At 48.8% G+C, this 24,742-nt stretch carries 17 protein-coding genes; 13 read left to right on the top strand and 4 right to left on the bottom strand.

Features of this window, described 5'->3' with window-relative positions; all coding sequences use genetic code 11:
* Positions 1-213: 213 nt before the first annotated feature.
* On the bottom strand, positions 214-1,602 hold the full coding sequence (locus ACY2VW_RS03510; RefSeq protein ID WP_461877041.1) for an alanine/glycine:cation symporter family protein: 1,389 nt from the start codon (positions 1,600-1,602) through the stop codon (positions 214-216).
* Between the two features lie 213 nt (positions 1,603-1,815).
* Complete coding sequence (gene mgtE, locus ACY2VW_RS03505) at positions 1,816-3,210, bottom strand: magnesium transporter (RefSeq protein ID WP_461874108.1); 1,395 nt, start codon at positions 3,208-3,210, stop codon at positions 1,816-1,818.
* A gap of 828 nt (positions 3,211-4,038) precedes the next feature.
* Between mgtE and ACY2VW_RS03500 the strand changes: the two genes are divergently transcribed.
* Together ACY2VW_RS03500 and ACY2VW_RS03495 are read left to right on the top strand one after the other, a co-directional pair.
* Positions 4,039-4,734 (top strand): response regulator transcription factor, encoded by a 696-nt coding sequence (locus ACY2VW_RS03500; protein ID WP_022461396.1) that lies wholly within the window; start codon positions 4,039-4,041, stop codon positions 4,732-4,734.
* A 19-nt stretch (positions 4,735-4,753) separates the two neighbouring features.
* Positions 4,754-7,420: a sensor histidine kinase gene (locus ACY2VW_RS03495; RefSeq protein ID WP_461877039.1), complete on the top strand. Its 2,667-nt coding sequence runs from the start codon at positions 4,754-4,756 to the stop codon at positions 7,418-7,420.
* Positions 7,421-7,524: 104 nt separating this feature from the next.
* Here ACY2VW_RS03495 and ACY2VW_RS03490 read toward each other — a convergent pair whose 3' ends face one another.
* A complete protein-coding gene (locus tag ACY2VW_RS03490) occupies positions 7,525-8,286 on the bottom strand; it encodes a YesL family protein (RefSeq protein ID WP_461877038.1) in 762 nt (253 codons plus the stop codon).
* Between the two features lie 353 nt (positions 8,287-8,639).
* On the opposite strand from ACY2VW_RS03490, the gene ACY2VW_RS03485 reads away from it, so the two are divergent.
* The 6 genes from ACY2VW_RS03485 to ACY2VW_RS03460 all read left to right on the top strand — a co-directional run bounded on the left by ACY2VW_RS03485 (position 8,640) and on the right by ACY2VW_RS03460 (position 16,383).
* Complete coding sequence (locus tag ACY2VW_RS03485; protein WP_055219170.1) at positions 8,640-9,752, top strand: ABC transporter ATP-binding protein; 1,113 nt, start codon at positions 8,640-8,642, stop codon at positions 9,750-9,752.
* 197 nt (positions 9,753-9,949) lie between these two features.
* A complete protein-coding gene (locus ACY2VW_RS03480) occupies positions 9,950-11,041 on the top strand; it encodes a PucR family transcriptional regulator (RefSeq protein ID WP_461877046.1) in 1,092 nt (363 codons plus the stop codon).
* Between the two features lie 116 nt (positions 11,042-11,157).
* Positions 11,158-13,446, top strand: a complete 2,289-nt coding sequence (locus ACY2VW_RS03475; protein WP_461877036.1) for a hydratase — start codon at positions 11,158-11,160, stop codon at positions 13,444-13,446.
* 668 nt (positions 13,447-14,114) lie between these two features.
* Positions 14,115-14,249: a hypothetical protein gene (locus ACY2VW_RS03470; RefSeq protein WP_461877035.1), complete on the top strand. Its 135-nt coding sequence runs from the start codon at positions 14,115-14,117 to the stop codon at positions 14,247-14,249.
* An 88-nt stretch (positions 14,250-14,337) separates the two neighbouring features.
* Positions 14,338-15,003, top strand: a complete 666-nt coding sequence (locus ACY2VW_RS03465) for an RluA family pseudouridine synthase (protein WP_461877034.1) — start codon at positions 14,338-14,340, stop codon at positions 15,001-15,003.
* Between the two features lie 159 nt (positions 15,004-15,162).
* Complete coding sequence (locus ACY2VW_RS03460; RefSeq protein ID WP_461877032.1) at positions 15,163-16,383, top strand: substrate-binding domain-containing protein; 1,221 nt, start codon at positions 15,163-15,165, stop codon at positions 16,381-16,383.
* A 95-nt stretch (positions 16,384-16,478) separates the two neighbouring features.
* Here the strand turns inward: ACY2VW_RS03460 and ACY2VW_RS03455 are convergent, their stop codons facing one another.
* Positions 16,479-17,570: a TM7S3/TM198-like domain-containing protein gene (locus ACY2VW_RS03455; RefSeq protein ID WP_461877030.1), complete on the bottom strand. Its 1,092-nt coding sequence runs from the start codon at positions 17,568-17,570 to the stop codon at positions 16,479-16,481.
* A gap of 163 nt (positions 17,571-17,733) precedes the next feature.
* On the opposite strand from ACY2VW_RS03455, the gene ACY2VW_RS03450 reads away from it, so the two are divergent.
* The 5 genes from ACY2VW_RS03450 (at position 17,734) to ACY2VW_RS03430 (ending at position 24,729) form a co-directional block, all read left to right on the top strand.
* Entirely contained in the window at positions 17,734-18,159 is a 426-nt protein-coding gene (locus tag ACY2VW_RS03450; RefSeq protein ID WP_082424871.1) for a hypothetical protein, read from the top strand.
* A 146-nt stretch (positions 18,160-18,305) separates the two neighbouring features.
* Entirely contained in the window at positions 18,306-19,463 is a 1,158-nt protein-coding gene (locus ACY2VW_RS03445) for a class I SAM-dependent methyltransferase (protein WP_461877029.1), read from the top strand.
* The gene (locus tag ACY2VW_RS03440; RefSeq protein ID WP_461877027.1) at positions 19,463-21,931 is read left to right on the top strand and encodes a hypothetical protein; all 2,469 of its coding nucleotides are present in this window, start codon (positions 19,463-19,465) and stop codon (positions 21,929-21,931) included. Before ACY2VW_RS03445 ends, ACY2VW_RS03440 begins: the two co-directional genes overlap by 1 nt.
* A 75-nt stretch (positions 21,932-22,006) precedes the next feature.
* A complete protein-coding gene (gene asnS, locus ACY2VW_RS03435; RefSeq protein ID WP_461877025.1) occupies positions 22,007-23,398 on the top strand; it encodes an asparagine--tRNA ligase in 1,392 nt (463 codons plus the stop codon).
* 266 nt (positions 23,399-23,664) lie between these two features.
* Positions 23,665-24,729: a metallophosphoesterase family protein gene (locus ACY2VW_RS03430; protein WP_461877023.1), complete on the top strand. Its 1,065-nt coding sequence runs from the start codon at positions 23,665-23,667 to the stop codon at positions 24,727-24,729.
* Positions 24,730-24,742: the final 13 nt, after the last annotated feature.

The following is a 24,742-nucleotide window of genomic DNA, read 5'->3' as shown; positions in this document are numbered from 1 at the left end:
CTTTACCTTACTACTTAACATAGTTCCTATCTGCAACATGTCTTTCGACAGTAGCAGTCACTTAGGCTTGAGACCTATTGTTAAGCTATAGATAAGAGATTTTATATGTCCACTTTTATCTATATTTATAAACATATTTCTATGTTTTTGGTTACTTAACAATTAGTCCTTTTTGGTAAACCCCTTCTGTAAGAAACAATAAGTATGGATGACTTATGATTTCTTCGACTCCTCATATGATTTTAACTCCGAAAGTGCCTCCCCGGCAAGCGGATACAGCGCAATGATGTTGAAAATTGTCATCAGCCCGATGCCGACATCACCGAGATCCCACACAAACGTGTAAGCGGCAATTCCTCCGATAAACAGCATCACAAGTGCCAGAACCTTGTAAGCGGTCTGGAAACACCACTTGTCACCGAACAGGTAGGCAACGTTGCTTCTGGCATAGAACAAAATGCCGAGGAACGTGGAAAAGCTGAACAAAAACAGCGTAAGTGCGATGAAAATCACACCGAATTTTCCCAGATGATACTGCATGGCGGTCTGTAAGAGATCCATACCGGAAAGGCCATCGATCAGATCCTTTGGTGCAAGCAGCATAATCATTGCGGTGCAGCTGCAGATGACGATCGTGTCGACGAAAACGCCGAGTGCCTGTACAAGACCTGCTTTGGCCGGGCGGTCACATTCTGCGGCGGCAGCGGCGCATGGAGCGGAACCGGAACCGGCCTCATTCGAAAACAGACCACGTTTTACACCGTTCATCAGAACCGCACCAAAACCGCCGGCTGCCATCTGACGAAGTCCGAAGGCTTCCTCAAAAATGCGCGCAAATACAGAAGGAATCTGACGGAAGTTGACAGCGATGATAAACAGTGTGATAAAGAAATAGCAGACTGCCATGACAGGAACTACAAAATCCAGTACCTTTACGGTTGCATTTTTCCGCAGTACGATGATCGCAGAAAGAATCACCAGCATGATACTGGTATAAAGCGGCGGAATGGAAAATGCATTTTTAAAAGAAGAAGCCACGGAGTTGCTGATTACCTGACTGATGCCGCACCAGCAGATCAGGCCGGCAATGGCAAACAGAACAGCCGGCAGAACGTATCGTTTTTTCTTCTTGAGATGGTCTTCAACCAGATCGTGAATGTAGTAGGCAGGACCGCCGCGGTAGCCGCCGTACAGAGGATCTTCTTCTTTGTGAAGCTGTGCGAGCGTAGCTTCGATAAACGCGGTAGACGAGCCGATGATAGCCGTCACCCACATCCAGAACACAGCACCTGCGCCTCCGGCGGAGACTGCAGCGACAACGCCGACCAGATTTCCCATACCGACACGCGTTGCGGTGGAAACGATCAGTGTCTGAAAAGAAGAAAGGCTGCTTTTTTCATTTTTCTTTTCCGACAGGGCACGGATCATGTCCGGGAACAGACGGATGGGAAGAAAATGTGTCCGGATCGTAAAATAGATGCCGGTTGGAATCAGCAGAAGAATCAGAAGGGAGATTCCGAGACTGCCGCCGCCCGGGAGCGGAATCGTAAAAAGATCGCCCCAGAGAAAGTTGTAGACTGTGGTGATGAGATTGACAATCATGTTTTCAAAAACCCTCATTTCAAAATATTTGCGGCACTGTGAAACGTCAAAGCATAAAAGCACCGTTACCTGCTATTATATCGGTTTCTGTTTGGAATGTAAAGAAGGGAAGAGAAAAGATAAGAGGCAAATATCAGCTTTTTCCGAAACCAGAAAAAGTTGATATCTGCCTCTTAAAAGGGCATCTTTTGTTTTGCTGTACAGATTACGCGGTCAGCCTGCCAGATGCAGCATCTCGATCAGGAACAGCCAGCTCAGACCATAGAACGTAATGACAGCGACAAGGTCGTTGACCGTTGTGATGAGCGGACCGGAAGCAACCGCCGGATCGATGTGGATCTTTTTAAAGAACAGCGGAATGCAGGTGCCGACGGCACTGGAAATCAGCATTGCCAGCAGCAGCGCGATGCCGATGCAGGCGGAAACGGAAAATGCGAACATCATGGTCTTTCCCTTGAATAAGAAGATGAAAAGTCCGATGACAGCAAAGGACAGAACACCAAGCAGAAGACCATTGCAGAAACCGATGCGCATTTCCTTGAAAACAAGCTGTAATTTCTGTTTTCCGGTCAGGGACTCATCCATCAGGACACGGATGGTAACAGCCAGGGACTGGGTACCAACGTTTCCGGCCATGTCAAGGATCAGGGACTGGAAGGTCATGATGATTGGAAGGGTTGTGACAACCTGTTCGAAAATACCGACTACAGAAGAAACCAGCATGCCAAGACCGAGCAGGATGATCAGCCATGGAAGACGTTTTTTCATACTGTCTTTTAACGGCTCTTTTAAATCCTCCTCTGCGGTCAGACCTGCGAACATCGCGTAGTCCTCACCCATCTCATCATCAACCAGGTCGATGATGCTGGATGAGGTGATGACACCGAGCAGGCGGTTGTCGTTGTCGAGGACAGGAATGGAGTCCTCGGAATAATCCTTCAGTTCTTCGATACACTCGTCGATCGGCTCCTCTGCGTATACGTACGGGTAAGAAGTTACGGTCAGATCCTCGAGCGTCTCGTCGCGTCTTGCGATAATCAGGTTTTTCAGATCGATTGCGCCGTAGAATTTCTGCTGTGCGTTGACAACAAAGATAGTAGAAATGTTGTCGTTTTTGGCTGCCTGGTCAATCAGGCAGCTCATTGCCTGTTTGACATTCAGATCCTCGCGGATAATGATACAGTTGGTGGTCATACGGCTTCCGATTTCATCCTCGTCAAAGGATGCAATCATTTCGATATCGTGCCTTACATCCGGATCGAGAAGATCAATCAGAAGTCTTTTCTTTGTCTTGTCAAGCTTCTGCAGAACCTCAGCGAGGGCATCGGTCTCCATTTTGGAGAGGATGGAAGCGGCTTTTTTGACATCCATCTCTTCGAGGTACTCGGCTACGTTGTCGGATTCAGCATACTCAAAAATATCGGACAGCATGTCCGTGTCCAGAATGCGGTACAGTTTGCATCGCTCCGGAACCGTTAAAAGCGGCAGAACATCTGCCAGGTCATTTTCGTGGTAATCTTCCAGGCGGCTGCCCATGACAGCCGGAGAAGAGTTGCTGCGGATTGTATCCAGGATCTCCTGGGTATAATCCTGTACTCGTTTTTCCATTTTTCGTTATCCTCCATTCTTTTTTTGACAACTCCCGATAAACACTATTGTTCAATCAGCAGTGAAACACTTGCTGTTTCGCTGCGTAAGAAAGTGATTCAGGTGTGAGCAGTCCTCCTTTTGCGAAGCAAAACTTTAAATGAGGACTGCGAATGTTACAGTTCGCAGGAAACCTGTGAACTGTAACAGACATGCGTGCTGTCGGTGCGAAAAAGCATGTTGGAACCCTCACAGGGCAGTAAAAGCACACGAAAAAAGAACCAGAGAATTACATTTCAAAACTGGTTTGGATCATGTGTCTTACTTCGGGTTTTCATAGGATAAGAAGGGAAAATATTTAAGATTAAAGCAGGGCAGAAGGATGGCCGTCATCCTGCATATTTTCCGGTTCCCGTCCTATGCTGGTACTTCGCCCATGAGAATCACAACTATCCATTCTGTTCACCTGCCTTTTTTTAGAAAATTTTTGATCAAACAGCCGTTTTTGCCGGTCTGTTTCGCTTGAAATACGGGATTCAAAAATCATCCCTCAAGTATTCTAACTGCTTTCCGGAAAAAAATCAATTCCTATTTTTGTAAAATCTATTTTAATAGTAACAAAGGTTACTGTTCACTCACAAAATGTTTTCATGTTACATGCGAAACTTTATAGAAACTTAAGATTTTCCTTTGCGGACCTAAAGATTCCTTTGGTACAGTAAGGATGAAAACAAAAGACATCTGGCAACTTGAGGGAATTTGCGGTACAATCATCCTTGAATCATGTGGGAGGTCCGGCGCGGGAAAAAAGTGCTGGAAAAAGAAAAACGAAAGGTGGAGAAAGAAGAAATGTACAACATTTTAGTATGTGATGATGATAGAGAGATTGTAGACGCCATTGAGATTTATCTGACCCAGGAGGGCTATCATGTGCTGAAGGCATATGACGGCATGCAGGCCATCCAGATGCTCGAGAGGGAGGAGATTCAGCTGCTGATTATCGACGTCATGATGCCGAAACTGGACGGCATCCGTGCGACGCTGAAAATCAGAGAAAAGAGCAGTATTCCGATCATTATTCTGTCTGCGAAATCAGAGGACGTAGACAAAATTCTGGGACTGAACATCGGCGCGGATGATTACGTGACGAAGCCGTTCAACCCGCTCGAGCTGGTGGCGAGGGTGAAATCTCAGCTGCGGCGCTACACGAAACTTGGAAATCTTCCGGCAGACGACGGAGAAAATGTATATCAGGTCGGCGGGCTTCTCGTCAACGATGACTTAAAAGAAGTCAGCGTCGAGGGCGAACCAGTCAAACTGACCCCGATCGAATACAACATTCTCCTGCTGCTGGTAAAAAATCCAGGCAAGGTATTTTCGATTGAACAGATCTACGAGAGTATCTGGAACGAGGAGGCGATCGGTGCGGACAACACTGTTGCGGTCCACATCCGCCACATCCGCGAAAAAATCGAAATCAACCCGAAGGAGCCGCGCTATCTGAAAGTTGTATGGGGAATTGGGTATAAGATTGAGAAACAATAATAAGGAGTGAATAAAAATTGTGAAAGAACGAAAACTCTACAGCCTGACGGGGAAGCTGATCGTTTTTCTTCTGCTGATCGTTTTTGCTGCAAGCACGCTGTTCGGGGGCATTCAGACACTGATGCTTTCCAGTGTCGGCCTGACGCCGAATGCGGCAGCAAAAAAGTATGCGTTTGAAGAAACCACCGCATGCGGCACACTGGTGCAGCGGCAGCTTCATAATGTCATGAGCTACTATAATGATATGAGTAAATTCGGCACAAACGGCCGATACGACGGAACAAAAGAGATTGATTACCGTGCCTTTGCAACCGATGGAAAGGAAAGCGGCGGTGCCAGTACAACGTACACCATTGACCAGCTTGGCAAGATGTACGATGACGGCAGCAGCGCAGACCTCAATGAGGTGGCAGCGTATACCGCAGACAATTATGCGACGAACGATGCCGGAATTGACAAAGAAGCCTATCTTGCATACGAAGATGGAACTGATGTGAGCCAGGAAACAGAAGAGACGGATGCAGCCGCATTGAGCGCGGCAGATGCAGAGACGTTTGACAGCTTTTCCCCGGACGGCGAGGTTTATTTTCCTTCCGAGAATGCAGTCAAAAACCTGAAAGAGAAAAAAATTGATCCTGCTGATGTTTCCTCCCAGTTCCTGTATCTCTACGATCAGGGAATGAGCCTGGAAACGCAGAAGACGAAAGCGGGAACGTACCTCTATGAGTACGCGGCGGCAAATCTGAAAAAGGTATCCATCCGCGATCTGTATACGACACTTCACGAGGTCACGGAAGAAGTTGCAGCTTTTAAAAACCAGGAGAGCGGCATCAACGTCAATGCGGACGATGCCAACCTCTGGTACTGTCTGGAAGATAAAGAGGGAAATATCTATACGAATGTGGACTCCTGGAAAAATGGTTACACAACAGCCATTGCACAGAAATTGTCCTACCCGTTCGCTTTTGCCGTTGACCGAACCGGCGGTGCCGACAAAGTCCGTTCTTACGCAGCCAGAAAAAACAGCCCGGCCGTGGAAGCAGCGAGAAGCTATCTGCTGAACAATCAGATCGCAGATAATTATCAGAAGATCTTCGTTGCACTTGACCCGGATCTGGCGGCGAGCGACTATTTTTCCCAGTACAGTGAGATCTACAGCCAGTGGCTTCCGAAAATGCAGCTCCTTCTTCTTATGATTGCAGTTGGTGGAATCGGAACGCTGGTCTGCCTGGTTCTGTTCACACTGCAGGCGGGAAGAAATGGAAAAAACAAAGAAATCCGCCTTTACTTTTTCGATCAGTGGTACACGGAAATTGCAGCTGCAGCCGCAATCCTGATAGTGATGGGAGCAGTTGGAATCGTTGCTGTCTGCATCGAACTTTCCTACGGCGGCGTTCATTATATCCAGAATTTCGACGGAAACTACATCTACAGCGGATCCTATGGAAATGAAGCAGATACATGGCGCAGCCTGGTGGCCGCATCGGGCATCCTCGCCGGATTTCTGATTACACTGATTCCGTACTGCTCGCTGGTGCGCCGGATCAAAGCGCGCAACGTCTGGAAACAGTCGTTTGTGTACTGCGTCGGCCACCGGATCGTGTCTGCCGGAAGAACCTTCTATGAAGGCAGACAGGAGTCGGAGCGAACAATCCTTATGTTCTGCGTTTTCTGCGGCGTGCAGATCATTCTCTGCTGCGGATTCGGAATGTTCGGCGTATTCCTTACCCTGGTGATGGATGCCGCAGTGCTGCTTCTTCTGCTGCGCGGGGCATCCGGAAGAAAACAGATTGAACATGGCTTAAAAGAGATTGCTGCGGGCGATCTGGATTACAAGATTGACCTGACGGAGCTGCATGGGGAAGACAACCTTCAGCTTGCCGGAATTGTGAATTCGCTCGGCGAGGGAATGAAAGCAGCGGTGCAGGAGCAGATGAAGAGCGAGCGCTTAAAAGCGGATCTGATTACTAACGTATCCCACGATATTAAGACACCGCTTACTTCTATTATTAATTATGTTGATCTGCTGAAACGGGAAAATATTGAAAACGAGAAAGCGAAAGATTATATCCGCGTACTCGACGAAAAATCACAGCGCCTGAAACAGCTGACGGAGGATCTTGTCGAGGCATCGAAGATCAGCTCCGGAAACATCAAGCTGGAATTCATGAACCTGAACCTGAATGAACTGGTACAGCAGGTAAACGGAGAATTTGCGGAGCGGTTTGAGGGCCGCAATCTCGACCTGATCTGTATTCTCCAGCCGGAACCGCTTCTGATCCGTGCGGACAGCCGCCGCATCTGGCGCGTGCTTGAGAACCTGTACGTAAATGTCTGCAAATATGCCATGCCGGGAACGCGGGTTTATGTGGATGCCATCAAAAAAGACGGAAAGATTCAGTTCTCGATCAAGAACATTTCCGAGAACCCGCTGAACTTCCAGGCGGATGAACTGACGGAGCGTTTTATCCGCGGCGATGTCAGCCGGAGCACCGAGGGCAGCGGCCTGGGTCTCTCAATCGCAAAGAACCTGACGGTATTGCAGCATGGAACCTTCAATATTTATCTGGACGGCGACCTGTTCAAGGTTACGATTACGTTTGATGAAGCTGTAAAGGAGAAAAAACCGATGCCTCCGATGATCGTACCGGAACCGGTACAGGAGGAAGCACAGCAGGATGTCTGAGAAGTGTTGAAAAATAAAAGAGAATAGAAAACGAAAACGCCCCGCCGGGAAACACGCAGCAGATGCGGTTCCCGGCGGGGCGTTATTTATGAAGTGCAGTTTATTTATTCGTTTGTTTCGTCTGTTTCTGGCTGTTCAGCCGCAGCAGCATCATCGGAACGATCAGTCAGCGGGCTTGGTCTGTCCATCGCTTCGAGTGCGCGTAAGGACTCTTCTTCCGGAGTCAGAACCTCGTTCTCTTCCTCCGGCATATAATATGGAAAGATCTTGTTCACGAAGAACCAGGAGCATCCAAGTGCCACAGAAGAAAATCCGAGCAGGAACATCAGCAGGATCAGGTAGCTCACAATCTTTGTTGTGGAGAATACATAGATCAGCATCGGGCTGATGTTGACAAGCAGGATCATGATGGTCCACGGCAGGTGGCGGATCGCCATCAGCATGGAGTTTTTGATCGTGTTTTTCACGGTATTGTCAAAACGGCTCAGTACCGGGAAAATATAGGAGAGGACCATAGCCTCAAAAAAGATCAGCACCAGGAAAACAAAGCGCAGGTAAGTGATCGCACCAGACATATTCATAACCAGCAGAAGATCGAGAATCAGAACGATCAGGATTGCCAGCATAATGAGCCAGATAGCGGTTGCCTGTTTGAAGTTTTCACGGAACGATTTCCAGTAGGTACGGAAGATGTAGGTCTCCTCGTTTTTAATCATCTTCAAGGTGACGTAGTACATTGCTGTGAAGTTTGCGCCGATCGTCACAATCGGGATACACATAATAAGGAAAATAATGTTCAGCATCATCAGGTCGAAAACACGGCTCATGATCTGCGAGAACTTACTGTCCAGGCTGAAAAAACTCATAGTTTGTTCCTCTTTTCTGTTGAATTAAATCTGTCGCCGATCTGCGTTCCGGCTGGCAGACATTACCTAAAAGTATAGCGAATTTTTCAGAAAAAAGCAATGAAGAGAATATAAACTTTTCGTTTCGTCATTTTGTATAATAGTGAACATTTTGTTTGTGCAAAGTGGACAGAAGAAAACTGTTTAAAAAAATCCGAAAGCAGAATTGCCAATCTGCCGATGGAAACTTTGTGTAATTATGGCATGGTCGAATCGGGTGAGAAAAGGTATACTAGTCCCATAAGCAAGAGAGATGCAAAAACGCACAACTCATAATAAAAAACGCATGATGTTCATTTAGGGAGGATTCAAAAATGGCAAGTTTATCTTTACAGCACATTACAAAAAGATATCCGAACGGTTTTGAAGCAGTAAAAGACTTCAACCTGGAAATCGCTGACAAAGAGTTTATCATCTTCGTAGGACCATCTGGATGTGGTAAATCTACAACACTTCGTATGATCGCAGGTCTTGAGGAGATCTCCGATGGTACTCTGAAAATTGACGATAAAGTAGTAAACGATGTAGAGCCGAAAGACCGTGATATCGCAATGGTATTCCAGAACTACGCTCTGTATCCGCACATGACCGTATATGATAACATGGCATTCGGTCTGAAACTGAGAAAAGTTCCGAAAGATCAGATCGACAAACAGGTTAAAGAAGCAGCTAAAATCCTTGACCTGGAGAAACTGCTTGACCGTAAACCGAAAGCTCTTTCCGGTGGTCAGAGACAGCGTGTTGCTATGGGACGTGCAATCGTACGTGATCCTAAAGTATTCCTTATGGACGAGCCTCTGTCAAACCTGGATGCAAAACTTCGTGTACAGATGCGTACCGAGATTTCCAAACTGCATGAGAGACTGGGCGCTACCATCATCTACGTAACACATGACCAGACCGAGGCTATGACACTTGGTACCAGAATCGTTGTTATGAAAGACGGAGTTGTTCAGCAGGTAGATACCCCGCAGAACCTGTACAACGCACCGGGCAACCTGTTCGTTGCAGGATTCATCGGATCTCCGCAGATGAACTTCCTGGATGCAAAAGTAAAAGTTAACGGAAACGACGTTACTCTTACTGTTGGTAAATACAACATGAAACTGCCGGCTTCCAAAGCAAAAGCTGTTATCGACGGCGGATATGACGGAAAGACCGTTGTTATGGGTATCCGTCCTGAGAACGTACATGATTCTCAGATGTTCATCGAAACTTCCAAAGACAGCGTAGTTGAGTGCAAGATCAACGTATACGAGCTGTTAGGTGCAGAAGTTTACCTGTACTTCGATTGCGAAGGCTTCCCAATGACAGCCCGCGTAGATCCTCGTACAACTGCAAGAAGCGGTGATACCGTTAAATTTGCTCTGGATATGGAAAAAGTTCATCTGTTCGACAAAGAGACAGAGATCACCATTACCAACTAATCCATATGAACATCAGCGCGTATGCGCAAACATAGAGAAAAAGGATCGACATCTATTTGGATGCCGGTCCTTTTTGCATATGCAAGGCCCTCCTTTTGCGAAGCAAAAAATAGTTGCCAATAAGAAAAAAATAAGCTATAGTTATAGATAAGATGCACCCTGGAGTAAAATACGCCAGGAGAAAGGAAGTGGCAGATTTGGTATCAAGTCAGGTATTACAGAAAACCCTTGATGAATTAAGAAATATTACAAGAATTGATTTATGTGTGACGAATACGGATGGTGTTCTGCTGGTGACCACATTCCCGGAAACCGCGATTGATGCAGAAAGCATCCGTTCTTTTGTATTATCCGCTGCGGACAGCCAGATTGTACAGGAATATCATTATTTTAAAGTATATGACAACCAGAACGTAGAGTACATTCTGATCTCCAAAGGCAGCAGCGATGACGCTTACATGATCGGAAAAGTTGCAGTATGCGAGATTCAGAACCTCATCATTGCATACAAAGAGCGTCTGGACAAAAACAACTTTATCCAGAATCTTCTTCTTGACAACCTCCTTCTGGTGGATGTCTATAACCGTGCGAAAAAGCTGCGCATCGACACCGACGTGCGCCGCGTTGTTTTCATGGTAGAAACGAAGATGGAAAAAGACATCAGCGCGCAGGAAACCGTAAAGAGCCTGTTCGCATCGAGACCGAAGGATTTTATCACCGCGGTCGATGAGAAGAGCATTATTATTGTAAAAGAACTGAAAGACACCGACACCTTCGAGGATATGAACCAGACCGCAAGAATGCTGGTGGATATGCTGAATGCGGAGGCTATGTCCCAGGTGCGCGTTTCCTACGGAAATCCGGTCAACGAGATCAAGAGTGTATCGCGTTCTTACAAAGAGGCGAAGATGGCACTCGAAGTAGGAAAAATTTTCTACGCAGACAAAAACGTGGTACCGTACAACAACCTCGGCATCGGCCGTCTGATCTATCAGCTCCCGATTCCACTGTGCGAAATGTTTATGACCGAAGTCTTCGGCGAAAATCTGCCGGATACGTTCGATGAGGAAACACTGACCACAATCAATAAATTTTTTGAAAATAACCTGAATGTGTCCGAGACATCCCGTCAGCTCTATGTACACAGAAATACACTGGTGTACCGTCTGGAGAAGCTCGAGAAGAGCACCGGTCTCGACATTCGTAAATTTGACGATGCGCTGACCTTTAAAATTGCCATGATGGTCGTAAGCTACATGATGTATATGAACAACAGCGAAAATCTGTAAAACCGTTCAGAGCCGTACAGAATTGCTGTGTGGCTCTGAATTGTTATATGCAGATACCAGGGTCAAAAGACTTTTTGCCCCCAACATTTTATCAACAACAAGAGGAGAGGAACGACATGATTGAATTACTGAACACAGGTGCATACCTTGTCAACGGAACCGACATCATCCCGGATACAGAAGAAGGCCGCGCGGAACTCAAAGCGCGTACCGGCGCTGTGCCGTGTCCGGCGGATGCTGCAAAAGAAACCATTGCCTATGGAATCTTAAAAAACCACAATGTTTCCGGCAACATGGAAAATCTGCAGATCAAATTTGACAAACTTACATCGCATGACATTACTTTTGTTGGAATCATTCAGACCGCGCGCGCGTCAGGACTGGAAAAATTCCCGGTACCGTACGTGCTGACCAACTGCCACAACTCCCTTTGCGCAGTCGGCGGAACCATCAACGAAGATGACCATATGTTTGGTCTTACCTGTGCGAAAAAGTATGGCGGCGTCTATGTACCGCCTCATCAGGCAGTAATTCATCAGTTTGCCCGCGAGATGCTTGCCGGCGGCGGAAAAATGATCCTCGGATCGGATTCCCACACCCGTTACGGTGCACTCGGAACCATGGCCATGGGCGAGGGCGGACCGGAGCTGGTAAAACAGCTTCTCTCCAAAACATATGATATCGCTATGCCGGGAGTGATCGCCATTTACATGACAGGCGCACCGCAGCCGGGCGTAGGACCGCAGGATATTGCGCTTGCCATCATCGGCGCTGTTTTTGCAAACGGTTATGTAAAAAATAAAGTCATGGAGTTCGTAGGAACTGGCGTATCTTCCTTAAGCGCAGATTACCGGATCGGCGTGGATGTTATGACGACTGAGACGACATGTCTGTCCTCCATCTGGAGAACCGATGAGAAGATCAGTGAGTTCTATCAGATCCACGGCAGAAGCGCAGACTACAAAGAGCTGAATCCTGGCGCTGTTGCTTACTATGACGGCGTTGTAAAAGTAGAACTCGACAAGATCAAACCGATGATCGCGATGCCGTTCCATCCGAGCAATGTTTATACCATTGAAGAGCTGAAAGCAAACCTCGATGACATCCTGAACGATGTAGAGAAGAAAGCAGCCATCAGCCTCGACGGAAAAGTTCCGTTCACTCTGAAAAATAAAGTACACGACGGAAAACTCCTGGTAGACCAGGGAATCATCGCAGGATGCGCCGGCGGCGGATTTGAAAACATCTGCGACGCAGCCGATATCCTGAAAGGCCACAGCATTGGCGACGATGCGTTCACCTTAAGTGTTTACCCGGCAAGTACCCCGATCTATATGGAGCTGGCAAGAAACGGAAAACTGGCAGACCTGTTGGAAACCGGTGCCATCGTAAAAACCGCATTCTGCGGACCGTGCTTCGGCGCAGGCGATACTCCGGCAAACAATGCGTTCTCAATCCGTCACTCCACCAGAAACTTCCCGAACCGCGAGGGCTCCAAGATCCAGAACGGCCAGATTTCTTCCGTTGCCCTGATGGATGCGCGTTCGATCGCAGCAACCGCAGCAAACAAGGGATTCCTGACCGCAGCAGACGAGTTCACCGGAACATACACGAAACCGGCATACCACTTCGACAAGAAGATTTACGAGAACCGTGTCTTCGACAGCAAGGGTGTGGCAGATCCGTCTGTAGAAATCCAGTTCGGACCGAACATCAAAGACTGGCCGGCTATGCCGCAGCTTGCCGAGAACCTGATTCTGAAGGTTGTTTCCGAGATCCACGATCCGGTTACGACAACCGATGAGCTGATTCCGTCCGGCGAGACTTCTTCCTTCCGTTCCAACCCGCTCGGACTGGCAGAGTTCACCCTGTCAAGAAAAGATCCGGCTTACGTGGGACGTGCAAAAGAAGTACAGGTCGCAGAGAAAGCCATCCAGGAAGGAAACTGCCCGGCAGAGGCACTTCCGGAACTGAAACCGGTCTTCGCAGCCATCCATACCCAGTACCCGGATATCGACAAGACAAACGTCGGTGTCGGATCCACCATCTTCGCTGTAAAACCGGGCGACGGCTCTGCGCGTGAGCAGGCAGCTTCCTGCCAGAAGGTATTAGGAGGCTGGGCAAACATCGCCAATGAGTATGCAACGAAGCGTTACCGCTCCAACCTGATCAACTGGGGCATGCTTCCATTCCTGATCCCGGCGGGAGATCTGCCGTTTACAAACGGAGATTACATCTTTGTACCGGAGATCCGCAAGGCAGTGGAAGAGAAGGCTGATGTGATCAAAGCGTACGTTGTGAAAGACGGCGCACTCGTTCCATTCGAGATGACTTTAGGCGCACTGACCGACGATGAGAGAGAAATCATCTGCAAGGGATGCCTGATCAACTATTATAGAGGATAAGTATTGCGAAAGAGCTGTGAGGCAGGAGAAAAAGCCTGTTTCACAGCTCTTTTTCTGTGTTCTTATTTGAAATAAAATATCAGAAAACAATATAAAATTCAGAAAATAGACACAATAGTCAAGAAAAGAAAAAGCAATATAAAAAAACAGTAAAAATATTTTAAAAATGTGTTGACAAATGATGGAGGATCTGTTATATTAAAATCACAAAGAAACAAGAAAACAGAAACCTAACCAAGAGGTACAAAGAGAAAAACTTGGGACCCCCTTTTCAAGAGAACAAACCATTTTCATAGAAAGAGACGAGAAATCTTCTATAGAAGAATGGAAAAAAGGGAAAAGGAAGATGTTCTTAAGATGAGAGACTTCCGAAAGGAAAGAAAACCTGAGATAAAGATCCATACAAAAGAAGTTCGAAAGAAAACCTTTTGATAAACATGAGATCAGAGCAGATCTCAGGAAATCCTAAGGAAAAGATTTTCGGAGTGGAAATCTTAACCGCAAAGGAAAAGCCTCTGAAAAAGAACATCTTCCCGAAAAAAAATCTACAACAGGGAAATGGAAGAGAAACGATCTTTGAAATATCAAACGAAAGCGAAAACAAAGATCACAGATCGGTAAAGAAAGAAAACCAGTGAAAATCCTTGAAAGTAGAGAAAAAACTGAATATGGAAAATAAAGAAAAAGCGGTCGCTGTATCAGAAAAAAATGATTGGTATGGCGATCGCTTTCTGTGTTGTGTAATTCGTCCGCCGGGCATGTTTTTCTTGACAGATGCGGCGGAAATGGTGCATACTTCTTAAAGCATAACAGCGGAGAAATCCGTGTATCGAAAATGAGAAGTCAGGACAGGAGAAGAAAGTGGCTGGATTTTGCAGAGAAGATATTTTAATGGAAGATAACGATATTCTTGTTGTTCACAAGCACGCGGGCATGGCAGTGCAGAATGCGCGGATGGGACAGATGGATCTGGAGCATGCGCTGCTGAATTATCTGGCAAAGCAGGCAAGGGCGAAAACACCGGGTCAGGCGCGGACTCAGATTCCATATCTGGCGGTCGTGCACCGGCTCGATCAGCCGGTTGAGGGCGTGCTGGTATTTGCGAAAAACAAAGACGCCGCAGGAAAACTGGGACGGCAGGTGCAGGACGGGACGATGAAGAAAGAGTATCTCGCCGTCTGTGAGGGAAAAATCGAAAAACAGGGCGTGCAGAAGTTTGAGAATTTCCTTGTAAAAGACGGACGGAGCAACACATCCCGCGTCGTACAGCCAGGCACCGCCGGAGCGAAAAAAGCGGTGCTGGAATATGAAACGATAAGGACACAGGAGAATCGAACCCTGGTGCAGATCCACCTCGGAACGGGCCGCCATCACCAGATCCGCGTCCAGTTTTCCCATGCGGGATATCCGCTGGCGGGGGATGCAAAATATGGGGCGAAAGAGAAAGGATCTCTGGCGCTGTGCGCGCATCATCTCGAGCTGAAGCATCCGCGGACAGGCAAACGGCTTTCGTTTACCGTAAAACCAGAAGGTGAAATCTTCCACAGCTTTGTGTAACTATTCAGAGCTATGTGAAATTGCAAAAAAGTTCAGAAAATCATAAGAAAACAGGACTGGACTATTTTTACGGTTTGTGTATAATAGAGAAAGGTTATGTAACAAAACTGTAAAAAGTAATGGAAAATGATTCATCAGGCAAAGCAGAAAGGGAGAATTATGAAACGCAGAATGATTGCAGTACTGCTTTCCGGAATCCTGCTGTGCTCGGCAGCTGGATGCGGAAAAGAAGCAGTGACAGACAAGAGCACCGCAGCATCGTCGTCTCAGGAAGTGACAGAAACTCCGGCGGCAGAAGAAAGTCCGGAGGCCTCATCGTCCAGCGCAGATTCTACAGCAGAGTCAGCCAGTGCATCCACATCTTCTGAAAGCTCTGGAGATGAAGGAAAAGAAGCAGACAAAAAACGAATAGAAATCACCGTTCCGCACAAAGACGGCATGGAAGCATTGTACGACACCGTGGATGGACTTACCGTTGAAAAAGGCTCGTACATCGCCGTGGTTGCAAAAGACTTAAGTGCCGGTTTCTGGAAAGCCGTAAAAGCTGGTGCGCAGCAGGCACTTGACGATCTGAACGCCTCGCTTGGCTACACCGGAAACGACAAAGTTTATATGACATTTGAAGGCCCGGAAAGTGAAAGTGACACCAACTCTCAGATCAATATCATCGACTCTGTCATTTCGGAAAATCCGGACGCGCTGATCCTCAGCATCATTGACCAGCAGTCGGGACAGGCACAGATGGAAGAGGCTTCCGACAGCCAGATTCCAGTCATCATCGCGGATTCCGGTATCGAGAGTGATCTGATCACCTCGACATGTGCGACCGATCACGCAGCGGCAGCAAAGCTTGCCGCAGACCATCTCTGTGAGGCGATCGGCAACAGCGGAGAGGTTGCGATTGTTGCACATCAGTACAACACCGAGAGCAGCGTAGAGCGCGTGGAAGCATTTAAAAAAGAGATCGAAGAAAAATATACCGACGTGAAAGTGGTTCAGGTGAATTACGGAGATGGAGAAGAATCCATCGCGGACATGCTGAAAAATACACTTGAAACCTACCCGGCTCTGAAGGGCATCTTCTGTACGAACGAAGACATGGCAGACCAGACGCTGGATGCGCTGGCGGATATGGAAAATACTGAGCAGATTCAGATTGTCGGTTTTGATTCCGGTGAAAAACAGCAGAAAGCGATTCAGGAGGGACGCGAGTACGGTACCGTAACGCAGAATCCGTACGGTCTTGGCTATGCGGCAATCGTGGCGGCCGTCCGCGCGATTCAGGGACTTCCGGTAGATCAGAAGATCGATACGGGATATCAGTGGCTCGACAAAGACACGATCGATCTGGAGACAAATCAGAAGTATCTTTATAACTGAAAATTATTTTCGGGTCTTGCTATAAGATAAAAAATGAACCCGGCAGACAAGGGAATGTTCCTTTGCCTGCCGGGTTTTCTGCGCTGCAGTGCGGATTACGAGTTCTGATCGTCTTCGTAAATTTTCTGTACCTCTTCGGAAATCTGCTGCCGGATCGCGGAGAGATCGACATCCGGGATGCCGTCTTCGGTGATCTGCGGTTTGGAAGGAGAGGTATACGGCTTCGTGTCGCCCATGGAAGCTTTTGGGGATGTTTCTTCTTCGTCAAACTTCTCCGGAGCGGCCGGTTTTGCGGATGGCCGGCGGCGGATGATTTTTGGAAGATCTTCCTCATCGTCGTCATCGTCAGGTTCTTCCGGAACAAAACGGAAATCGTACATGGTGTTCTGCGAAACACGGGTACGGTTTGACGGTTTCTGATAGCTGCGGTACGGGTCTCTTGCGCTGCCGGAAGACGAGGAAGAGGAGCTGCGGCGTTTCTTTTTCTTCTTTCTGGATGGAAGAGGATCGAAACCGGATCTGCGCTTCCGTCTGGCGCGCGCCTTTGCACGGTGTTCGCGTTCTTCTTCGTCGTCATCCTCCCAGTAGTCGGCTTCTTTCCACGGTTTAAACTGGAAGAGCATGCCGGCTGCGGCGAGAATGGCAGAGACAATCCAGAACATCATGTTCAGGTCCAGGTCTTTGAAGAAATATGCCATGCGGATCGTCGTGAGGGCGCCGCAGATGGAGGTGACCAGGATGACAGAGATGCGCTCAAACGGAACGCAGATCAGGCCGATCACAAAAGCGACAAGGGAGACGAGCCCATAGCCGGTGATGTCGTTTGGATTGACGAGATGCCAGAGGCAAAAGCCGACGAGTCCGCAGATCAGAAGAAAGAGTCCGATCCGGTAGAGGACGAAGGCAATGATTGCGGTCAGAAGACCGGTGCCGACGGCAAGCGCCAGGGTGATCGTCGTGGTCTGATTCGTGTAGGTACCCGCTGCATAACCGGCGGCCGCGCCGAGAAAAAATCCGGGAATGACGCTCCAGAGTTTGCGGAGCGCATAGCCGAAGAAACAGTTCAGCAGGGCAAAAACAATCACAATCAGAAGAAGCTGCTGCTGGTAAACACCCATGACGTCCCGGACTTTATCGAGACCGCCAAGCAGCGTGTTGATGTTGAAAGCTTGCATATTCAGATTCATGATATTCACTCCTATATGATGTATCGGAAAAATAGATACAGGTTGTATTTTAGTACGGAACGGCGGTTTTGGCAAGTGAAATTGTGTTTGAGATCTGGGAAACGGCAGAATGGCGGCGGTGTGCATATGGTATAAGGAAGAGCAAAAAGGAAATAAAACAGGCATGAATCAGGATAGAGTATATGAAAATAGAAGAAATTCCTATCAGGGAAATCCGATGGAACGGCCGGAGCCGTTTTTTGCGGCACAGCCCTTATGGGGAAGAAGTATGGAGGAGCAGCAGGAAGCGCGGGAACGGCAGCGGATGCAGTCGTATTATTCCCGGACGGCATCGGATCTGCAGCGGCTGGTGGAGGCAGAGTGTGACCGCATGGATTACCGCGGCAGCATGATGTACGACGAGTTCCCGGACCGGCTCATGATGGAGCACACCTGCCGGAATATTGCACGTCAGTACGGCAGGGAAAACGGTGGGAAGGATGAGAAAACGGCAGAAGAGGAACTGCTCGATCTGATCGGCGTTCTTTTTTATAATGAAATGTTCCGGAGGCGGAGCAGGAGGAAACATTATTACAATCTGTGGCTTTAACCGCGCCATAAAGTAATAAGAGGGTAACACATTTTTAATAATTTTTCTGTTGTGGTTTTGCGGAAAACAGATTACAATATTAGCGGGGTTGTAAGGGGCTTTATTACACATGTTTACAAACGATTCAGGAAGTTTGGAGAGTATAAATGGAATTACAGAAATTATTACAGGATGAAATCCGGGAAGGGCTGTACCGCATTACGATCAGCGGCCCAAGAGGGGACAGTGAAGTGTCCAAAGTGAGAATCCGCCCGGTTGAAATAAAAGGAAAACTGCTCTTTCAGTGCCAGGAAACGGTCGGCGCGAAGGAGTTTCATAAAAATATGACAAAAGACGATGTGATCACCCAGATCAGCGACTGGATGAACGGAACCTTCAAGCAGATGCAGCTCGAATCCGACACCTGCACCGCCTCCGTTCTGGTCAGCAAAAAGGGAACGATGACGATCAAAAAGAAACCGCATATGAAAGGAACCGGCAAACCCGTCAATCTGGCGCATAACCGGAAGAAACGGTATATTCTGGAAGAAGGAATCCCGGTTCCTTTTTTACAGGATCTCGGTGTTATGACAAAAGAAGGCAAAATCGTGCGGACCCGCTACGACAAGTTCCGCCAGATCAACCGCTTTCTGGAGTTCATCGAAGATATCCTGCCGCAGCTCCCATCGGACCGCGAGATCACGATTCTCGATTTCGGCTGCGGAAAATCGTATCTGACGTTTGCGATGTATTATTACTTCCGCGAACTGAAAAAACTGGATGTCAACATCATCGGACTCGATCTGAAAGAGGATGTCATCGCGATCTGCAACGGACTGGCGGAGAAATACGGCTATGAAAAGCTGCATTTCTATCAGGGCGACATCGCTTCTTATACCGGCCGCGACGAGGTCGATATGGTGGTGACGCTGCACGCGTGCGATACGGCGACTGACTATGCGCTGGAAAAAGCCGTCAAATGGAATGCAAAAGTTATTCTTTCCGTGCCGTGCTGCCAGCATGAGCTGAACCGCCAGATTGCAAACAAAGAACTGTATCCGATCATGGATTACGGCATCTTAAAAGAGCGCATGGCGGCGCTTCTGACCGACGGAATCCGGGCAAAGCTTCTGGAGAATGCAGGCTATGAGACACAGATTCTCGAATTCATCGACATGGAGCACACGCCGAAGAATCTTCTGATCCGCGCGGTAAAACGCCAGGAAGGCTCGAAAAAACTGCCGGAAGAACTGAAAGCGTGCATGGAAGCGTACCATGTGAAGCCGACACTGGCAGACCTCCTGACAGAAAAGGAGGAGCCGTGATGAATAAAAGAGCAGCAAGGATTCTGATCCTTTTTCTTGTTTTTGCCGCATCAGTCGTTGTGTTCACACACCTGATGAGCCACGAGACGACGGAGAATGCGACCGATCTGGACGCAGCGAGTCTTCCGGTGCTGTACATGAAGACCGCGGACACGACAGTGAACCGCATGTACGGATACCGCCAGGAGATGAACGGCGTAACGACAAGAGAAAACCTGACACCGCTGCCGATGGACCGTTCGCTTACGCTTGAAATTGATGCGAAGGGACAGAAAATTAAAAACGTGACCTATACGGTGGAAAGCACAGACGGCGGAGCGCTGATTGAAAACTCGGTGCTGAAATCGTTTGACGAGGACGGAAGCTATCTGAAAGCAGACTTCCAGTTAGAGACCGCGATTCTGATGAATCAGGAATATACGCTGAAGCTCGAGGTTGCCTACGGGGACGGCCAGTCTGCCTGGTATTACACCCGCATTGTACAGCGCAACGGCGTGGAGGTCGGCGATTATCTGGCCTACACGCAGATGTTTGCGCAGACATGCCTGGATAAAACGCAGGCGGAAGCGCTCGTTCCGCAGCTTGAGCCGGATGAGACGGGGGATAATTCTTCGTTCCTCAATGTCAACATTCATTCCAGCCTCGACCAGATTTCCTGGGGAAGCCTCGCACCGACGATCGTACAGCAGCCGGTGCAGCAGATCAAAGAAGCGAATGAGACGACGACCAGCATCACACAGGAGTACATGATCAGTGCGCAGGATGAGAACGGACAGACGGAGTATTATACCGTAAGCGAGTTCTACCGGATGCGAGAGTCCGACGGAGAGATTATTCTGCTGGACTTCGAGCGGAGCGCACAGCAGATCTTTGATCCTGAGCTTGGTGTTCTGACGAAATCCGGCATCAACCTCGGTGTGACCGGCGAGGATACCGAGTATGTGACGAATACGGCAGGTGATATTGTTGCGTTTGTGGTAAACGGCGATCTCTGGTGCTACAACCGCAGTGCCAACAAGACGATCCGCGTGTTCAGCTTCCGCGAGAACGGCAGTCTGGATGACCGGGAGCAGCATGGAGAGCACGATGTCAACATTGTGCGTGTGGATGATGCGGGTGACGTGACGTTTGTTGTTTACGGCTATATGAACCGCGGAAACCACGAGGGTGAAGTGGGAGCAGCCGTTTACTATTACCGCGCCGAGCGGAATGTGGCGACCGAGGAGATTTTTGTCCCGGCAGACATTTCGTATGAGATGCTGAAAAAACAGCTCGACCGTCTCTCCTATGTCAATCAGCAGAAAGAGATGTATCTCTATCTGAACGAGGACCTGTGCAAGGTGGATATTGAAACCGGCACGACGACAGTGGTCCGGGAAAGTATCCCGGAGGACTGCTTTGTAGTATCGGAAAGCCAGGAGAGCATCGCGTGGATGGATGCGGACAATGCAAGCAGTGCGATGAACATCACCGTGATGAACCTGGAGAGCGGGGAAACGCAGCGCTTTGCGGCGGATGACGGACAGAAGATCCGGGTACTTGGCTTTATCAATGAAGACTTTGTCTATGGTATGGCAAACGACAGCGATATTTTAAAAGATATTTCCGGCAATGAAGTTTTTGCCATGCATACGGTGCGGATTGTCAGCATCGACGGAACCGTGAAAAAAGAGTATCACCAGGACGGCTATTATGTGACAGGCGTGTCGATTTCGGACGGCCTTCTGGAGCTGGACCGCGTGATACGCCAGGAAAACGGCTATGCGGATGCGCCGGAGGATCACATCATGAACGGCGAGCAGCAGAGCCAGGAGCTGGTGACGGGCCGTCTGGCGACGGTGGATGACAGAAGAGAGCAGCAGTTCCTCCTGGAATTCTCGACGAGCGGCAAAACACAGTCGCTTCTGACACTGACACCGAAATATATTTATTCGACACTGCGGACCGATCTTACGATGTCGTACGATACGGGCAGTGCGGATCTTTACTATGTTTACGGAAAAGGAAAGCTGATCGCCATTTTAAGCTCCCCGGCGGAGGCCGTACAGCTTGCCGATGAGAATGTCGGCGTTGTGCTGAACAGCAGCCAGTCCTACGTATGGGAGCGCGGAAACCGCCAGCAGGGCATGCGCCTCGATGAGACAACGATGCCGTCCGGATTCCAGAGTGCATCGCTTGACGAAAACGTGCTGAAGGAGTCGCTCGGTGATGATTACGAGCTGCTGAACCTGACGGGATGTACAAGAGAAGAAATTCTTTACATGATCAGCAGCGGTTACGGCGTTGTCGTGAAGACCGGCGCGAACGAGAGCCTGCTTCTGACCGGATACGATATTTTCGGAAATTCCTGGCTGTATAACCCGGCAGCGGGTGAGACAACCGCACTTTCTGACGATGACAGCGATGCATTGTTCGCACAGAACGGCAATGTCTTCATCAGTTATATCAAAAAAGTAAAGATCGAGTGATTTGCGGGGTTTTCTAATGAACGAAAAAGTGCTAAAATAAAGAAAGCACTATGAATATTAGGGAGAAAAAAGACAATGAAACTTACAACCATCCGAGAGATTTATAAAAACCGGGAAGCATACCTGGACAAAGAAGTAACCGTAGGCGGCTGGGTGCGCAGCGTACGTGATTCCAAAACCTTTGGTTTCATCGTTCTGCACGACGGAAGCTATTTCGAAACTCTGCAGATCGTATACCACGACGAGATGGAAAACTTCGCTGAGATTTCCAAAATGAACGTCGGCGCAGCCATCATCGTAAAAGGTACTCTGGTTGCTACTCCGCAGGCAAAACAGCCGTTTGAGATTCAGGCGACAGAAGTTACCGTAGAGGGCGCTTCCGCACCGGATTACCCGCTGCAGAAAAAACGCCACTCCATGGAGTACCTTCGTACTATTTCCCATCTGCGTCCGAGAACCAACACCTTCCAGGCAGTATTCCGTGTTCGTTCCCTCTGCGCTTATGCGATCCATCAGTTCTTCCAGGAGAGAGACTTCGTTTACGTCAACACTCCGCTGATCACTGGAAGCGACTGCGAGGGAGCCGGCGAGATGTTCCAGGTAACCACCATGGATCTTGACAATATTCCGAAAACCGAGGACGGCGCTGTTGATTTCACACAGGACTTCTTCGGAAAGAAGACAAGCCTTACCGTAAGCGGCCAGTTAAACGGCGAGACCTTTGCACAGGCATTCCGCAACATCTACACCTTCGGACCGACCTTCCGTGCAGAGAATTCCAACACCACCCGCCACGCAGCAGAGTTCTGGATGATCGAGCCGGAAATCGCTTTCGCTGATCTGGAGGACGATATGGAGCTTGCTGAGGCAATGCTGAAATATGTCATCCGCTACGTTATGGAGCATGCACCGGAAGAAATGCAGTTCTTCAACAGTTTCGTGGATAAGGGACTGATCGAGCGTCTGAACCATGTCGTAAATTCTGAGTTCGGCCGTGTAACCTACACCGAGGCTATCGAGCTTCTGGAGAAAAACAACGACAAATTCGATTACAAAGTATACTGGGGATGCGATCTGCAGACCGAGCATGAGCGTTATCTGACCGAGCAGATCTTCAAGAGACCGGTTTTCGTTACCGATTATCCGAAGGAGATCAAAGCGTTCTACATGAAGCTGAACGATGACAACAAGACCGTTGCCGCTATGGACTGTCTGGTTCCTGGCATCGGAGAGATCATCGGCGGAAGCCAGCGTGAGGACGATTACGAGAAACTGCTGGGACGTATGAAAGAGCTGGGACTTGCTGAGGAAGATTACGGATTCTATCTGGACCTCAGAAAATATGGTTCTACCCACCACGCAGGATTCGGACTGGGATTTGAGAGATGCGTTATGTATCTGACCGGAATGGGCAACATCCGCGACGTCATCCCGTTCCCGAGAACAGTAAACAACTGCGAGCTGTAAAAAGAAAATATAGAACTATTCAGAGCCATGCGAAATGGAAGAAAAGAATGCGAATCATGCTTGCATGAATGAGCGTTCTTTTCTGGAATTTCATATGGCGAGAAGCCATATCGAGATGTAGCGAAGCGAAATCGAGATGGGGCTCTGAATCGTTACGAGATTTAAAAATACGGATGCCGGGTGCAGTGGAATCCAATGTGGATTTAGTGCGCCTGACGTCCGTATTGTAGTAATAGAGAAAATGAGTTCAGAAAGGAGTGTGGCGTATGCGGTTTATTCATATTGCGGATGTGCATCTCGGCATGCAGCCGGATGCGGGATTTCCCTGGAGCGAGGAGCGCGGGGAGGCCATCTGGGAGAGCTTCCGGCGGATCATCCGCCTGGCCGGTCGGGAAAAGACGGACTTTCTGCTGATCGCGGGAGATCTGTTCCAGCGTCAGCCGCTGCTTCGGGAACTGAAAGAGGTTAATGATCTCTTTGCTTCCATCCCGGAGACGATCGTCGTGCTGATTGCCGGAAACCACGATTATGTGAAGCGGGAGAGCTTTTACCGCGGTTTCGACTGGGCAGACAACGTGGTAATGCTCCTGTCGCCGGAGCCGGACTGTGTTGAAGTTCCGGAGAAGAAGACGGCGGTGTACGGATGCAGTTACGACAAAAAAGAGATCCTGGAAAACCGGCTGGACGGCGTGCGGCCGGAGGGCAAAATGAAATATCATCTGCTGCTCGCGCACGGCGGCGATGCCCGCCACATGCCGTGGAATCCGGGCCGCATGGCGCAGGCTGGGTTTGATTATATTGCGTGCGGACACATTCATAAGCCGGGGATTCTTATTCCCGACAAAATGGCATACGCAGGCGCACTCGAACCGACGGATGAGACTCAGTTGGGGCCGCACGGCTACATCCGCGGAACGGTGGACGAGCACGGCACGCGGATTCAGTTTGTGCCGTTTGCCAGATATGAGTACGAAGATCTGGTGTTGAACGTGACGGAGGATCTGACACAGTATGCGCTGGAGACGAAGCTGACACAGGAGCTGGCGCTGCGGGAGGATGGGAAGATCCGGAAAATCATCCGCCTGAAACTTGTGGGGCACCGTGCCGCCGAGCTGGAATTTTCTCCGAAGCGGCTGATGGACTGCGGAAGAATTATCTCGGTGGAGGATGAAACACGCCCGGCGTATGATCTGGAACAGTTGAAGAAAACGTATGGCACGGGTCTGATCAGTGCCTACATTGAAGCATTTGAAACGAAGACGGATGTGCAGTCGCAGAAAGCACTCGACTATGGACTCGAGGCGCTGCTGGCGGCGCGCAGGAACGGCTGAAAAAAAGATTGCG

It is taken from the genome of Fusicatenibacter sp. (assembly GCF_977045365.1).
The sequence above is the reverse complement of the archived record's forward strand: the minus strand, read 5'-3'. Positions and strand labels throughout refer to the sequence as shown.

Excerpts from the sequence above, each read along its gene's own strand:
- asnS (WP_461877025.1), top strand. The coding sequence starts at position 22,007 with ATGAAACTTACAACCATCCGAGAGATTTATAAAAACCGGGAAGCATAC.
- ACY2VW_RS03490 (WP_461877038.1), bottom strand. The coding sequence starts at position 8,286 with ATGAGTTTTTTCAGCCTGGACAGTAAGTTCTCGCAGATCATGAGCCGT.
- ACY2VW_RS03510 (WP_461877041.1), bottom strand. The coding sequence starts at position 1,602 with ATGATTGTCAATCTCATCACCACAGTCTACAACTTTCTCTGGGGCGAT.
- ACY2VW_RS03430 (WP_461877023.1), top strand. The coding sequence starts at position 23,665 with ATGCGGTTTATTCATATTGCGGATGTGCATCTCGGCATGCAGCCGGAT.
- ACY2VW_RS03500 (WP_022461396.1), top strand. The coding sequence starts at position 4,039 with ATGTACAACATTTTAGTATGTGATGATGATAGAGAGATTGTAGACGCC.
- ACY2VW_RS03445 (WP_461877029.1), top strand. The coding sequence starts at position 18,306 with ATGGAATTACAGAAATTATTACAGGATGAAATCCGGGAAGGGCTGTAC.
- mgtE (WP_461874108.1), bottom strand. The coding sequence starts at position 3,210 with ATGGAAAAACGAGTACAGGATTATACCCAGGAGATCCTGGATACAATC.
- ACY2VW_RS03450 (WP_082424871.1), top strand. The coding sequence starts at position 17,734 with ATGAATCAGGATAGAGTATATGAAAATAGAAGAAATTCCTATCAGGGA.
- ACY2VW_RS03440 (WP_461877027.1), top strand. The coding sequence starts at position 19,463 with ATGAATAAAAGAGCAGCAAGGATTCTGATCCTTTTTCTTGTTTTTGCC.
- ACY2VW_RS03475 (WP_461877036.1), top strand. The coding sequence starts at position 11,158 with ATGATTGAATTACTGAACACAGGTGCATACCTTGTCAACGGAACCGAC.
- ACY2VW_RS03455 (WP_461877030.1), bottom strand. The coding sequence starts at position 17,570 with ATGAATCTGAATATGCAAGCTTTCAACATCAACACGCTGCTTGGCGGT.
- ACY2VW_RS03465 (WP_461877034.1), top strand. The coding sequence starts at position 14,338 with ATGGAAGATAACGATATTCTTGTTGTTCACAAGCACGCGGGCATGGCA.
- ACY2VW_RS03470 (WP_461877035.1), top strand. The coding sequence starts at position 14,115 with ATGGAAAATAAAGAAAAAGCGGTCGCTGTATCAGAAAAAAATGATTGG.
- ACY2VW_RS03485 (WP_055219170.1), top strand. The coding sequence starts at position 8,640 with ATGGCAAGTTTATCTTTACAGCACATTACAAAAAGATATCCGAACGGT.
- ACY2VW_RS03460 (WP_461877032.1), top strand. The coding sequence starts at position 15,163 with ATGAAACGCAGAATGATTGCAGTACTGCTTTCCGGAATCCTGCTGTGC.